13 protein-coding genes are annotated in these 13,735 nt (G+C 50.3%); 1 reads left to right on the top strand and 12 read right to left on the bottom strand.

Annotated features, from left to right (window positions below; translation table 11 throughout):
- Nucleotides 1–2: 2 nt before the first annotated feature.
- From tsaD to H9X84_RS03970, 3 genes are all read right to left on the bottom strand, one after another.
- Complete coding sequence (tsaD, locus tag H9X84_RS03980) at nt 3–1,025, bottom strand: tRNA (adenosine(37)-N6)-threonylcarbamoyltransferase complex transferase subunit TsaD (RefSeq protein WP_205133031.1); 1,023 nt, start codon at nt 1,023–1,025, stop codon at nt 3–5.
- A gap of 3 nt (nt 1,026–1,028) precedes the next feature.
- On the bottom strand, nt 1,029–1,946 hold the full coding sequence (locus H9X84_RS03975; protein ID WP_205133030.1) for a ribonuclease Z: 918 nt from the start codon (nt 1,944–1,946) through the stop codon (nt 1,029–1,031).
- A 165-nt stretch (nt 1,947–2,111) separates the two neighbouring features.
- Nucleotides 2,112–2,969 (bottom strand): copper amine oxidase N-terminal domain-containing protein, encoded by an 858-nt coding sequence (locus tag H9X84_RS03970; RefSeq protein ID WP_205133029.1) that lies wholly within the window; start codon nt 2,967–2,969, stop codon nt 2,112–2,114.
- Nucleotides 2,970–3,203: 234 nt separating this feature from the next.
- On the opposite strand from H9X84_RS03970, the gene rpmB reads away from it, so the two are divergent.
- The gene (gene rpmB / locus H9X84_RS13365; protein ID WP_022254343.1) at nt 3,204–3,407 is read left to right on the top strand and encodes a 50S ribosomal protein L28; all 204 of its coding nucleotides are present in this window, start codon (nt 3,204–3,206) and stop codon (nt 3,405–3,407) included.
- A 319-nt stretch (nt 3,408–3,726) separates the two neighbouring features.
- Here rpmB and H9X84_RS03960 read toward each other — a convergent pair whose 3' ends face one another.
- From H9X84_RS03960 to nifJ, 9 genes are all read right to left on the bottom strand, one after another.
- Nucleotides 3,727–4,584, bottom strand: a complete 858-nt coding sequence (locus H9X84_RS03960; RefSeq protein WP_143710741.1) for an IS3 family transposase — start codon at nt 4,582–4,584, stop codon at nt 3,727–3,729.
- The gene (locus tag H9X84_RS03955; protein WP_205133028.1) at nt 4,581–4,853 is read right to left on the bottom strand and encodes a hypothetical protein; all 273 of its coding nucleotides are present in this window, start codon (nt 4,851–4,853) and stop codon (nt 4,581–4,583) included. Before H9X84_RS03955 ends, H9X84_RS03960 begins: the two co-directional genes overlap by 4 nt.
- Before the next feature lie 111 nt (nt 4,854–4,964).
- Entirely contained in the window at nt 4,965–5,885 is a 921-nt protein-coding gene (locus tag H9X84_RS03950) for a ketopantoate reductase family protein (RefSeq protein ID WP_205133027.1), read from the bottom strand.
- Nucleotides 5,886–5,903: 18 nt separating this feature from the next.
- On the bottom strand, nt 5,904–7,151 hold the full coding sequence (locus H9X84_RS03945; protein WP_205133026.1) for a glutamate-5-semialdehyde dehydrogenase: 1,248 nt from the start codon (nt 7,149–7,151) through the stop codon (nt 5,904–5,906).
- On the bottom strand, nt 7,148–7,714 hold the full coding sequence (locus tag H9X84_RS03940; protein WP_205133025.1) for a 5-formyltetrahydrofolate cyclo-ligase: 567 nt from the start codon (nt 7,712–7,714) through the stop codon (nt 7,148–7,150). The genes H9X84_RS03945 and H9X84_RS03940 overlap by 4 nt, the downstream gene beginning before the upstream one ends.
- Nucleotides 7,711–8,331: a DUF2085 domain-containing protein gene (locus H9X84_RS03935; protein ID WP_205133024.1), complete on the bottom strand. Its 621-nt coding sequence runs from the start codon at nt 8,329–8,331 to the stop codon at nt 7,711–7,713. Before H9X84_RS03935 ends, H9X84_RS03940 begins: the two co-directional genes overlap by 4 nt.
- A 12-nt stretch (nt 8,332–8,343) precedes the next feature.
- A complete protein-coding gene (locus H9X84_RS03930; RefSeq protein ID WP_205133023.1) occupies nt 8,344–8,856 on the bottom strand; it encodes a hypothetical protein in 513 nt (170 codons plus the stop codon).
- 4 nt (nt 8,857–8,860) lie between these two features.
- Nucleotides 8,861–9,667: a glutamate 5-kinase gene (proB, locus tag H9X84_RS03925; RefSeq protein ID WP_205133022.1), complete on the bottom strand. Its 807-nt coding sequence runs from the start codon at nt 9,665–9,667 to the stop codon at nt 8,861–8,863.
- 332 nt (nt 9,668–9,999) lie between these two features.
- Nucleotides 10,000–13,533: a pyruvate:ferredoxin (flavodoxin) oxidoreductase gene (gene nifJ / locus H9X84_RS03920; RefSeq protein ID WP_205133021.1), complete on the bottom strand. Its 3,534-nt coding sequence runs from the start codon at nt 13,531–13,533 to the stop codon at nt 10,000–10,002.
- Between the last annotated feature and the right edge of the window lie 202 nt (nt 13,534–13,735).

Here is a 13,735-nt window from a genome sequence, read left to right as displayed (position 1 = left end):
CCTTATCTTTCTCCCAGCTTCAGGGAAGGATTGGCGTTCAGATCCAGACCATCCCGTACACCGGCTATATATTCATAATAAGCGGCACATCCGATCATTGCCGCATTGTCAGTGCAAAGTACCGGGGAAGGAACACTCAGGTAAAATCCTTCCTTCTGGCAGGCAAGGCGCATACTTTCCCGCAGTGCGGAGTTGGAGGCCACACCTCCGGCCAGAGCGATCTTCGTCACGCCATGGTCCTTTGCGGCACGGATGGTCTTTGTTACCAGCACATCCACCACCGCCTGCTGGAAGCTGGCGGCAATATCCTCCGGCACAATGGGATGATTCTGCATCCGTTCTTTGTTGACATAGTTCAATACCGCCGATTTCAGACCACTGAAGCTGAAATCATAGCTGTCCTCTTCCAGAAATACCCGGGGGAACTTCACCGCATTGGGATTGCCCACTTTGGCCGCCGCGTCAATCTTGGGCCCGCCGGGGTATCCCATACCAATGACACGGGCCACTTTGTCATAGGCCTCTCCCGCGGCATCATCCCGAGTATGGCCCAGAATTTCATATTTGCCGTAATCGGACACATAAACCAGATGGGAATGTCCGCCGGAAACCACCAGCGCCATATAAGGCGGCGCAAAATCTTTATTTTCAATATAATTGGCACAGATATGGCCTTCGATATGGTGTACCCCCACCAAAGGCTTTCCTGTGGCGTAAGCCAGCGCCTTGGCCTCCGCCAACCCCACCAGCAGGGCCCCCACCAGACCGGGACCATAGGTGACGCCTACGGCGTCGATGTCCTCCATCGTCACATGGGCCTCTGCCAGCGCCTTCTGGATGACGCCGTCAATGGCCTCGATATGCTTTCTGGAGGCAATCTCCGGCACCACGCCGCCATAGAGGGTATGGAGCGCAATCTGAGAGGAGATGATATTGGAAAGCACTTCCCTGCCATTTTTTACCACAGCCGCCGCCGTTTCGTCGCAGGAGCTTTCTATCGCTAAAATCAAAATGTCTTTATCCATATATTATCCTTCCTTTGGGAAATACAAAGTGGTACATTTCCGTTCTTCCCCCAAAGAGGTCTGAGGGAAAATATCCATAGCATTCTGCACATATTCCTCGGGGTCATGGAGAGAAGGACTGAAATGGGTCAGCCACAATTCTCCCGCGCCGGCTTTTTTCGCCAATGCCGCCGCTTCGGAAAAAAGCATATGTTTGTTTTCCACTGCCTTGGGCCGTTTTTCCTCATCGCCGTACATCCCCTCGCAGATAAACAGCTGCACATCTCTGGCAAAATCCGCCAGACGCTCCACGGGGCGGCTGTCGGTGCAGTAAGCCATGGCAATGCCGGGCCGATCCTGCCCCATGACCATATCCGGCGTATAGATCTTTCCTTCAAAATCCACAGCGCCTTCCTTTTGCAGTCTGCCCCACAGGGGCTTGGGCAGACCCAGCGCCTCGGCTTTTTTCGGATCGAACTTTCCTTTGCGCTTTACATCCACACGATAAGCGAAACAGCGCACCATATGATCCGCCGGGCAGTAGGAAACCTGAAATTCCCCTAGCTGAAGGGGATTTTCCTGCTCCCGGTGCAGTTCGATATATTCCAGAGGAAAGGGCAGTTCCGGCGCGATCCGCCTGAGTCCGTCCACAATGACAGGAAGGCCCACCGGTCCCACCAGCCGCAGGGGCTCCGTCCGTCCCGCGTTGCCGATGGTCAGCAGCAGGCCGGGCAGACCGGAAATATGATCCGCATGAAAATGCGTAAAGCAAATGGCGTCGATATTCTTAAATCCCCAGCCCAGCATCTTCATAGTCACCTGTGTGCCCTCACCGCAGTCAATGAGCATCATCCGCCCATTGAGCCGCAGCGCCAGCGCCGTCAAAAAACGGCTGGGCATGGGCATCATGCCGCCGGTACCTAACAAGCATACGTCTAACATACTGTTCTCCTTTGTATCCGTACTTTTCTTTCTTATTTCCGTATCTATGATACCGCAAAGGCGGAAAAAACACAAGCATCCCGCCGGGTTTTGCCTGCCGCCTCCGCGCAGAAAAAAAGCCGGGCCTCCCCGCTTTCGCAAAGAAGTCCCGACATATTTTATCAGTTATGAAATGGAGAACACTCCATAAGCCGTATAGATCGTAGAAGCAGTACCATCATAGGCCGCCGTTTGGGACAGAGTAAAGAAATCCGCTCCATTCTCGTCGTTGCAGCGATAGGGCACCGCCAGACGATATTTGCCCGGGCTCAGGCTGTTTTCCCAGCCCCAAAGGGAAAATTCCGATACCGTGCTGCCCTTTCCGATCAGATACGCCAGATCCACCGTCACAAGGCCGTCCTTTGGCGCCACCGGCTGCCATCTGTCCTCTTCCCAGCGTTCCAGGCGGTAATCCGCACCATAGAAAAAGGTCACATCTTCTGAATTTTTCCACTCCATGGAAACGCTCTTTTTCTCCTTGTCATAAGCGCCCTTCACAGAAAGCGTTACCTCCGGCAGTTCAGGAGAGGTCAGCGCCACAAAATCCGTGGTTCCGTCAGTGGACCAGCTCACCCCCAGATTCATGGCCTCCGCCAGTTCCCGAAAAGGCAGATACGCCCGGTCATGAAGCAGCAGCGGCGTGTTCTTTAACAACAGCTGTGTCCGCTCCATCAGCGTCAGATATTTGGAATCCAGCCCCATGGAAACCTGCCAGACAAAAGGCTCTCCCGCCGCATTTTCCACGCCGTCCATCTCTTTTTTCACTGTGGCGGTACGGCTTGCGCTGTCCCAGGACACACTGGCCTGCAACGTTTCCGCCAGCGCCCGTACCGGCAGCATCATCCTGTCTTCCACATAAACAGGCTCTTCCGCCAGCGTCACCGGCTTTCCGTCCAATGTTACCACCACTTCTCTCTGGGCGGCGTAGGCCGAAACCTGCCATCCCATGCAAAGCGTCAATGCCAGAATCAATACCTTCTTCATTTCATCCCCTCGCTTCCCTTTTTCCTCCCAGTGGTTTTCTTTGAGTATAGCACGGCTTCTTTTCCCTTTTCTTAGAAAAACCTTACATTTTTCTTACGTTTGCGTCTGTTTTTCCGCAAAATTTTCCAAACAAAAAAAATTTTAAAAAAAGGGCGTTTCTTCTTGCAAATTCGGAAGTTTTCTGCTAGAATAACTTTGTTGTGTCACATAGAAGCTTTGAAGGAGGTGCAGGCAATGGCTAGATGTGAAATTTGTGAAAAAGGCCAGATCAAAGGTCATAGAATCAGCATTAACCGTAGTCAGGTTAGTAGACGCGCGAACAGAAAATGGAAACCCAATGTAAAGAAAATCAAAATCGTGGAAGATAACGGCAATGTAAAATCTATCTACGTTTGCACAAGATGCATGCGTTCCAACAAAATTACTCGTGCAATCTGATTTTAAACATATAAAAGCCTTCGTAAAAGCAGGCTCCCTTCCAGAAAACATTGATTTTCTTATTTCTTGATTTCTGAAGGGAACTGCGATGGCTGTCTTCATAAGAAAACAAATCCATTTAAATAAAATCGCTGGAATCCTATATTACTCTATATCGTATAGACCCCAGCAGTATTTGTTTTCTTATGGAGATGCCCCTGATACGAAGGCTTTTTTATGTGTCTTTTTTCTTTCCAGACAAAAAGGCCCTCCCGATCCTGAACTGCTCCAGATTGTGCGGACAGCACAAAAAGGCCTCTATGTAGGAAAATATGAAGTTTTAAGTGGAGAGGCGTCGCGTAAGCGGCGGCTCTCCGGTTTTTAACTGGATGCGCTCATGGTTGTAAAAATAAATATAACGGTCAATCATCTCGTTGGCTTCACAGAATGAAGCTGGTTTATGGCGGTAGATACACTCTGCCTTGAGAATGGAGAAAAAATTTTCTGCCATAGCGTTGTCATACGGGTTTGCTCGTCTTGACATGGAGGGCGTAATGTCATAAGATTTAATCAGGTTAAAGTACGCTTGTGAGGTATACTGAAATCCTTGGTCGCTGTGGAGCTGCAACTCCCCAGCGACTGTCTTTTTCTCCCTGTGCATAGCCAGGCGAATTGTATCCAATACCAGGTTGACTGTCTGCTCTGTGCCGGTCTTATAGGCAACGATGCTGTTGTCATAGAGATCCCGAATCATAGACAGATACAGTATGCCTTGCTTTGTGTGAATGTAAGAAATATCCGTTACCCATTTACTGTTAGGTCTGTCTGCATGAAACTTTCTGTTGAGCAGATTCTCGTACTTGTGGACTTGCTGCCCCATCTGCTGCCATTTCCTGCGGCGACGGATTTCCGCAAGCAAACCGTATTTCTTCATGATACGAAGGATGGTCTTGGGATTGCGGTGAATGCCCTGCTTCTTCAGCACCATCCACATCCTACGATAGCCATACGTGCGAAAGCTGCGCTCCCTCTGTTCCGCAATGATTTCTGCAAGATCTATATCTTTCTCCGGTCTACCTAGACGATGGACAAAATCATAATATCCGCTTCTGGATACCTGAAAGAAGCGACACATGACGGATATCGGATATTCATTTCTGTGCCGGTAGATTACAGAATATTTTGCCCTTGGTCTCACTTCCTTTCTGTGGAGTGCAGAAAATCCCGCAATAGCTCATTTTCCATCTTTAGTCGTTTGTTCTCATACCTGTATTCTGCCAGTGTTTTTGCAGGTTTGCGCCCTCGTGTCTTTGGAAGGACAGATTCTTTTAGCCAGCAGTGAATTGCCCATCGACTAATCCCATACTCTTGACTTAAAGCACGCTGACTTTCTCCTGCTCTGATTCGTGATACAACTTCCTCTCGTATCCCCGCTGGATACTTTTTCATTCCTTTTTTTCCGGACATAGCGAGACCCCCTTATGTAGTTCTATTATCCTACATAAGGGGGCTTTTTGTCATTGTCCGTTTTTACTGGACCTGTTCAATCCCTTCGGGAGAGCCTTTTTTTTGCCCTTTTTATTTACAGAATCTTTCCTTTGTTTTTTCATAAGCCGCCGCCACATAGGGGATCTCCAGCCCCTTCTCGTCCGCCAGCTTCACGGCGCTGCCAATGATCTGCTCCAGTTCATTGGGCACAATGCCGCCCTTCAGATCACGATACAGGGAAGACGCTGCGGAAGGAGGCATTTCCTGGAATTCCTCCACATATTTTTCTTTGATCCCATTGGGCAGGGTAACACCCACAGAATTGGCCAGACGTTCCAGATCGTCATAAGTCCCTCTGAGGAAGTCCAGACGTTCTTTAGATTCCATAATGCCGCCGACGGTCATATCGTAATACAGGAAGGTACAGCTGTTGCCGCAGATCATCATATATTTCTGCCAAACCAACCGCAGCACCTCCGGCGTATACTCCGTGGGCAGTCCGCCGTCATTGAGGATCTTCGCCAGACGTTCCGCCTTTTCGTTTTTTCTGCCGTCAGGGAAGCCAAAGCCTGCCCGCAGCAGCGTACCTACATTGGATACATGGCCTTTTTCCACGATCTGAGACAGGCAGTAAATAAAACCATGGGCGATCACGCCACGGTGCAGCGCTTCTTCCGCTTGCTCCGCGGTCACAAAGCCATTTTGCAGAGGGATCACCAGTGTATCCTCTCCTACCACATCTTTGTACTGAGCGCAGACTTCCTTTACGGCAAAGCTCTTGCAGCCCAGAATCAGCACATCCAGCACGCCGATTTCCTTAGGATCATCACTGACCAGAACGGGACGGATCACACGGTTTCCCAAACGCTCTGATTCCAGAATCCAGCCCCGCTCCAATACCTTCTGCTTGGTTTCGCCTCTGGCGATCAAAATCAGTTCCTCTCCGCTTTTGTCAATGGCTCCCGCCACAGTCGCGCCTACGCCGCCGGCGCCTAAAATGCCAATCCGCATTATAAAATCCCCCTTCTGTTATTCTCTGATCTGTCCGTTGCCGTAAATAATATATTTTGTTGTTGTCAATTCCTTCAAGCCCATAGGCCCTCTGGCATGGAGTTTCTGGGTACTGATGCCGATTTCCGCCCCAAAGCCGAACTGACCGCCGTCCGTAAAGCGTGTGGAGGCGTTCACATAGACTGCTGCCGCGTCCACTTCATTGAGGAATCGCTGGGCATTGGTATAATTTTCCGTTACAATGGCCTCAGAATGTCCTGTGGTATACCGGCGGATATGTTCGATGGCCTCGTCCAGATTCTTTACCACCCGGGTGGAAATAATATAATCCGCGTATTCCGTTGCCCAGTCCTCTTCCGTTGCCGCCACAGCCCCGGGCACCTTCTGGCAGGTGGTCTCATCCCCGCGGACCTCCACCTTCTTTTCCTGCAAAGCCTTCCCGATCATGGGCAGGAAGGTCTCCGCCAGTTTTTCATGAACCAGCAGGCTTTCACAGGCGTTGCATACACCGGGGCGCTGGGTCTTTGCGTTAAGCACGATCCGCAGGGCCTTTTCCAGATCGGCGCTCTCATCCACAAAAATATGGCAGTTGCCCACACCGGTCTGGATCACAGGCACAGTGCTGTTCTGGACTACGCTCTGGATGAGTCCCGCGCCGCCTCTGGGAATCAGTACATCCAGATAGCCGTTGAGCCGCATCATTTCATTGGCCGTCTCTCTGGAGGTGTCCTGCACAATCTGCACCACGCCCTCCGGCAAACCTTCTTCCGCCAGCGCGCGCTGGAAAACCTCTACGACCCGTTTATTGGTGGAAATGGCTTCCTTGCCGCCCCGCAGGATCACCGCGCTGCCTGCCTTCAGACAAAGACCAAAGGCATCCGCCGTCACATTGGGCCGTGCCTCAAAAATAATGCCGATCACGCCCATGGGTACCCGTTTCTGGCCGATCATCAGACCGTTATCCAGTGTTTTCATGGAAAGCACCTCGCCCACAGGGTCATCCAGAGACGCCACCTGACGAAGGCCCTCCGCCATTTCCTCCAGACGCTTGTCCGTCAATGTCAGACGGTCAATAAAGGCGCCTTTGATGCCTGCCGCTTCGGCCGCCGCCACATCCGCGGCGTTGGCTTCCAGAATATCCTCTTTGGCCGCCAGCAGGGCCTCCGCCGCATGACAAAGGGCCTGATTCTTCTTTGTGGTAGGCAGTACAGACAAAACCACTGCCGCTTCCTTTGCTTTTTTCCCCATCTGAATCAAATCACTCATTTTTTTCCTCCCAACCATCCATTTTCCGTTACAATCCAGTCCACCGGCAGATCCGTCTCCTCTCGGGGCAGGCTGCCCTCATAAATCTGACAGGAAAATCCACAGCCGATTTTGAGAGAAACCGGATGTTCCGCAAAATATGTATCATAATATCCGCCGCCATAGCCCAGGCGATAGCCATTTCTGTCAAAAAGAAGGGCAGGCACCAGAAAAAGATCCCCCGGTTCCGGGGTCACCTCCCATTCTCTGCCTTTTCTCGGTTCCCGGATGCCATAGGCGCTGACTTCTGTTTCCATTATACTCCCAATAACGACAAAATACATCTGTCTTTTTTTCTCACAGACAGGCACCGCAACCTGTTTCCCCATCCGCCAGGCCGCTTCCAGAATCGGCATCGTATCCGCTTCTGTCCCCATGGGCAGGTAGGAAAACACCCTCTGCGCCCTGCTGAAAATGGGGCCTTTGAGAATATTCTCCGCTATCCGCCGGCTTTTTTCCGCCCGTTCCGCCGGAGAAAGACTGTCTCTGTTTTCTTTGCCTTTTTGCCGCAGTATTTTTTTCATCCTACCAGTCCTCCCATCAGACAGACCAAACACAAGCCGCCCAGAGCAGACAGCCGGAGAAAAGGCCATTCCCTTTTCCCCGCCAGAAGACGCAGCAGCAGGAACACAAATCCCCCGTAAAAACAAATAACGCCCAAGGCCGTTATGACCGCCACGGTCCCATAAGGAAGCCAACCCAGCCAGACCAGAAGGCCATAGACCAGTGTAAGGGCCAAAAGCCCCGCCTGTTCCCACAAACGGGCATAGATGGGGCTGTCATTCCTCTGCCCCGGCTGGAAATTCGCCGCCAGCAGAAAAAGTCCCGGCAAGCCATAGCCCGCCATGGCCCCTGTAACGACCCGCAAAAGATTGTTGCTTGCCCAAAAGCCCAGATAGCTGCCTACGCCATCCACAGCAATCGGCAAAAAGGACAGCCCTGCCAACAGGCTGCTGCCAAAGGAGAAAGGACGGTTCCCCTTTTGTCTGCCTGCCAGCAGAAAGAATACTGTACCAAAGAGCAGACCGGCCTCAATGCCGGTACAGCGGGCACAAACCGGACTTTGCAGATCTCCCCATATAAAACTGCGCTCCGCCATCTGATGACAGACGGCAGAGCCAATAAAATCAAATAAATTCATACGGTAATATCCTTAGTAGTAATAAGTAAAGGGAAGAGCCGCCATACCAACAAATCCGCTTGCTACGCAGCAGATCAGGCTCAGCGCCAGCATGATGGCACTGACAATGGTAATGGTTTTCCCGAAACGCTGATAATCCTGCGCAGGGCTTTTCATCAGGATGATACCGGCAATCAGACCGGCCACGGCGCCAATGCCACCTACCAGAATAATCAGCACAATGACAATTACTTTCAAAGCCGGATGGATGGTGGGTTCATGGACAGGATCATACTGTCTGTTGTTTTGTGGATTTTCTCCCCAGGTGCCGCCGGTGGTCTGTCTGCTTTCAAAGCGCTGATAGGTACCGTTTCCGTCTTCTACCGTAAAGGACTCCACCTTTTCCGCCTTAGGCTCTTCCGACTGGGCAGGATTGGACTGTTCCTGCTGCTGTGATCCATACTGCACGTTATCTCTGACACTGCAAATAGGGCAGCCCAGACTTTCGTCTATGATTTCTCTTCCGCATTTTGGACAATAGCTCATCTTCTCATCTCTCCTTTTCTTCGATTCCTTTGCCAAAGCAGGTGCCTACATCCTCCCCCGCCAGAATACGATGGATTACCGTAGGGTCCTGGCCATGGGCAATGGCCATGGAAACACCGGCCTTTTCGCAGATCTTCGCCGCTTCCAGTTTTGTCTGCATTCCGCCGACACTGAAGGCAGAGCCTTTCCCGCTGGCCATCTTCTCAATTTCTTCCGTCACTCTTTCCACATAGGATATCCGTTTCGCATCCTCATGTTCTCTGGGATTCTTATCATAAAGAGCATCAATATCCGTCAGCAGCACCAGCAAATCCGCCTGCGTAACTTCGGCTACCATAGCGGAAAGCCGGTCATTGTCGGAAATCTCAATTTCATAGGTTGAGATGGTGTCGTTGGCATTGACAATGGGGATGATGCCCATTTCAAACAGTGTCTCAAAGGTATTATGGGTATTCTGGTATCTTTCTTCCGTGCCCATTTCCTCTTTCGTCAGCAGAATCTGCGCGACGGTCTGATTATACCGGTCAAAAAAGTTATGATAAATCTGCATCAGCATAGCCTGCCCCACAGCGGCAGCCGCCTGTTTTTTTCGCATTTCGGTGGGGCGTTCCGCCAGAGACATTCTGACAGCGCCGACACCAATGGCGCCGCTGGTAACCAGTGCTACATCGATCCCGCGATTACGCAGATCCGTCAGCACCCAGGCCAGTTCTTCGATCCGTTTTAAGTTCAGCCTGCCGTTGGGATAAGTAATGGTAGCTGTTCCTACCTTTACCACAATCCTGCGGCAGCGGCATAATGTTTCTCGCATATGCGCTCCCCCTTTCATTTCCCATAGGTAGAGTATACACTATTTTTCTCTTCCGCAAAAGAGCTTTTTCCCTTCTCAATAAAAATGTAAAATTCTCTCAAAAAAACATAAAAAAGGGCCCATGCAATACGTTGTTCATAAAAAAAGCTGAAATCTTTGTAATACAAAGATTTCAGCTTTCTAATTTGATTTCATCTGTATTCTTCTGAGGGCAGCCGGGGCAGCTCCCCTAAGAAACCAAGGAATAGAAAAACCATGTGTTCTTAGGGGAATCTGTTTCCCATCCGGCTCTTATCTCTCAGGCAGCGCCTGAATATCTCAAAAGAATCTGATTACTGCTGGTTAGCCAGTCTCTTGTAGCTTTCCAGTCTTTCTTTTGCGTTCTTTTCGGACTGTTCGAACAGTTCTTCCGCAACTTCGGGGAATGTTCTCTGCAGTGCGCTGTAACGCACTTCGCTCAGCAGGAAGTCTCTGAAGCTTGCTGTAGGTTCTTTGGAGTCCAGAGTGAAAGGATTCTTACCTTCCTCTTTCAGAACGGGGTTGAATCTGAACATATGCCAGTAACCTGCTTCAACAGCACGTTTGATTTCGTTCTGAGCGCCGCTCATACCGCCTTTCAGACCGTGGTTGATGCAAGGAGCGTATGCGATAATCAGGGAAGGACCATGGTAGCTTTCAGCTTCCAGCAGAGCTTTTACCAGCTGGTTCTTGTCTGCGCCCATTGCAACCTGTGCAACGTAAACGTAGCCATAGCTCATAGCCATCATACCCAGGTCTTTCTTCTTGATTCTCTTACCGGATGCAGCGAACTGAGCAACTGCACCAGCAGGTGTGGATTTGGATGCCTGACCGCCTGTGTTGGAGTAAACTTCTGTATCGAATACCAGAACGTTTACATCTTCGCCGGATGCCAGAACGTGGTCCAGACCGCCGTAGCCGATATCGTAAGCCCAGCCGTCACCACCGAAGATCCACTGGGATTTCTTAACCAGCTGATCTTTGTTTTCCAGTACATAGGAAACGATGTTCTTAGCTTCTGCGTCTGTACCAGCATAGCCTTCCAGAGCTGCTACCAGAGCGTCGGATGCTTCTCTGGATTTTTCACCATCGAACATAGTTTCTACCCAAGCGTCAACAACACCAGCAACGGAGCCGTCGATTGCTTTCAGGCTTTCCAGTTTATCTTTCAGGCCATTTCTCATCTGTTTTACAGCTGTAGCCATACCCAGGCCATATTCAGCGTTGTCTTCGAACAGGGAGTTTGCCCATGCGGGACCACGGCCGTCTTTGTTTGTTGTGTAAGGCATGGAAGGTGCGGAACCACCCCAGATGGAGGAGCAGCCTGTTGCGTTTGCAACGTACATTCTGTCACCAAACAGCTGTGTTACCAGTTTTGCGTAAGGTGTTTCGCCGCAGCCTGCGCAAGCGCCGGAGAACTCCAGCAGAGGCTGTTCGAACTGAGAGCCTTTTACGGAGCCTTTGCCCATAGGGTTAGCCTTAGGAGCAACTTCGTCGATTGCGTAATCCCAGTTAGCTGCTTCAGCTTCCTGAGTTGCCAGAGGTTTCATAACCAGAGCTTTGTTAGGTGCAGGACATACTACTGCACAGCTGCCGCAGCCCAGGCAGTCCAGAGAGGATACCTGCATTCTGTATTTCAGACCAGCGAATGCAGCGCCGCCTTTTGCGTCTACTGTCTTGAATGCAGCAGGAGCTTTTGCAGCTTCTTCTTCTGTCAGCAGAACAGGACGGATTGCAGCGTGAGGACATACATAGGAGCACTGGTTACACTGGATGCAGTTTTCAGCGTTCCATTCGGGTACGTCAACGGCTACACCACGTTTTTCATAAGCAGCTGTACCGCAAGGGAATGTACCGTCTTCTCTGCCGGAGAAAGCGGATACAGGCAGTTTGTCGCCTTCCTGTGCGTTCATAGGAGCTACTACCTTATCAACGAATTCTGTGGATTTTCTAGCAGCTTTTACTTCTGTATCAACAGCTGTTGCCCAGGAAGCGGGGATTTCAACCTTAACAGCGCCGTCTACACCACGGTCAACAGCAGCGTAGTTCATGTTCAGGATTGTGTCACCCTTCTTGCCGTAGGATTTTGTGATCGCAGCTTTCATGTATTCTACAGCCTGATCGATAGGAATGATGTTCGCAAGTTTGAAGAATGCAGCCTGCAGAACAGTGTTGATTCTGTTGCCCAGACCGATTTCTTTTGCGATTTCTGTACCGTTGATGATATAGAAGTTTACTTTCTTTTCAGCCAGCTGTCTCTTCAGTTTTGCGGGCAGGTGCTGTTCCAGTTCATCTACGGACCATGTTGTGTTCAGCAGGAATGTGCCGCCTTCGTTCAGTTCTGTAACCATGTCGTACAGATTTACATATTCCTGTTTGTGGCAAGCAACGAAGTTTGCTGTCTTAACCAGGTATGTGGAACGGATGGGTTTGTGACCGAAACGCAGGTGGCTCTGTGTAACACCGCCGGACTTCTTGGAGTCGTAGCTGAAGTAAGCCTGTGCGTACATGTCTGTGTGGTCACCGATGATCTTGATGGAGTTCTTGTTTGCACCAACAGTACCGTCAGCGCCCAGACCCCAGAATTTGCAGCTGATTGTGCCGTCATCGCCTGTAACGTCGATTTCTTCGCCAACTTCCAGAGAGTGGTTTGTAACGTCATCAACGATACCGATTACGAAATGGTTCTTAGGTTTGTCCAGAGACAGGTTTGCATATACTGCCAGGAACTGTGCAGGTGTAACGTCTTTGGAGCCCAGACCATAACGGCCGCCAACAACAACAGGAGCATCTTCCATTTCGAACATAGCTGTGCAAACATCCATGTACAGAGGTTCGCCCTGTGCGCCGGGTTCTTTTGTTCTGTCCAGAACAGCGATCTTCTTAACTGTCTTAGGAATAGCTTCCAGCAGTTTTGCTGCTACGAAAGGTCTGAACAGGTGAACTTTAACCAGACCAACTTTTTCGCCTTTTGCTGCCAGATAATCGATGGTTTCTTCGATTGCTTCACAAGCGGAACCCATAGCGATGATGATTCTTTCTGCATCAGCAGCGCCATAGTAGTTGAACAGCTTGTAGTCTCTGCCTGTGATTCTGTTGATCTCACCCAGGTAGTTTTCTACTACTGCGGGCAGAGCATCATAGAATTTGTTTGCAGCTTCACGAGCCTGGAAGTAAATGTCGGGGTTCTGTGCTGTACCTCTGATTACGGGATGTTCGGGGTTCAGCGCATTTCTCTTGAAGGCATTTACAGCGTCCATATCGATGATCTTAGCCAGTTCATCATAGTCGATGCATTCGATCTTCTGGATTTCGTGAGATGTACGGAAACCATCGAAGAAGTGCAGGAAAGGAACACGGCCTTTGATTGCGGACAGATGTGCTACGCAAGCCAGGTCCATAACTTCCTGTACGCTGTTGGAAACCAGCATAGCGAAACCTGTCTGACGGCAAGCCATAACGTCGGAGTGGTCACCGAAGATGGACAGAGCCTGTGCAGCCAGCGCACGTGCTGTTACGTGGAATACGCCGGGAAGCAGTTCGCCGGAGATTTTGTACATGTTAGGGATCATCAGAAGCAGACCCTGAGATGCTGTATATGTTGTTGTCAGAGCGCCTGCTGCCAGGGAACCGTGTACAGTACCGGAAGCACCTGCTTCAGACTGCATTTCTACTACCTTAACAGTCTGACCGAAAAGGTTTTTCTTGCCATTTGCTGCCCAATCGTCTGTTTTTTCAGCCATTGGGGAGGATGGTGTGATGGGGAAAATGCCAGCTACTTCTGTAAACGCATAGGAAGCGTATGCAGCAGCTTCATTACCGTCCATCGTTTTCATTACTTTAGACATTTTTGTTTCTCCTCCTTCAAAAATAAATTTGTAAAGTGATTTTACAAACTCCCTCGGGGCAAAAGCCCCTTCTTTTTTTGCGGAAAAGTCCGCGAATCCTGTACAGCCTGTCCTTTCATGGTAAAGATTTTGTCAATGTGCTTGTCACACAACAAAACCCTCTTATCAGACCAAAGTACAGCCTTAGGTACTCGTTTATTAT

It is taken from the genome of Anaerotignum lactatifermentans (genome assembly GCF_016902535.1).
GTDB lineage: Bacteria > Bacillota > Clostridia > Lachnospirales > Anaerotignaceae > Anaerotignum > Anaerotignum lactatifermentans_A.
The sequence above is the reverse complement of the archived record's forward strand: the minus strand, read 5'-3'. Positions and strand labels throughout refer to the sequence as shown.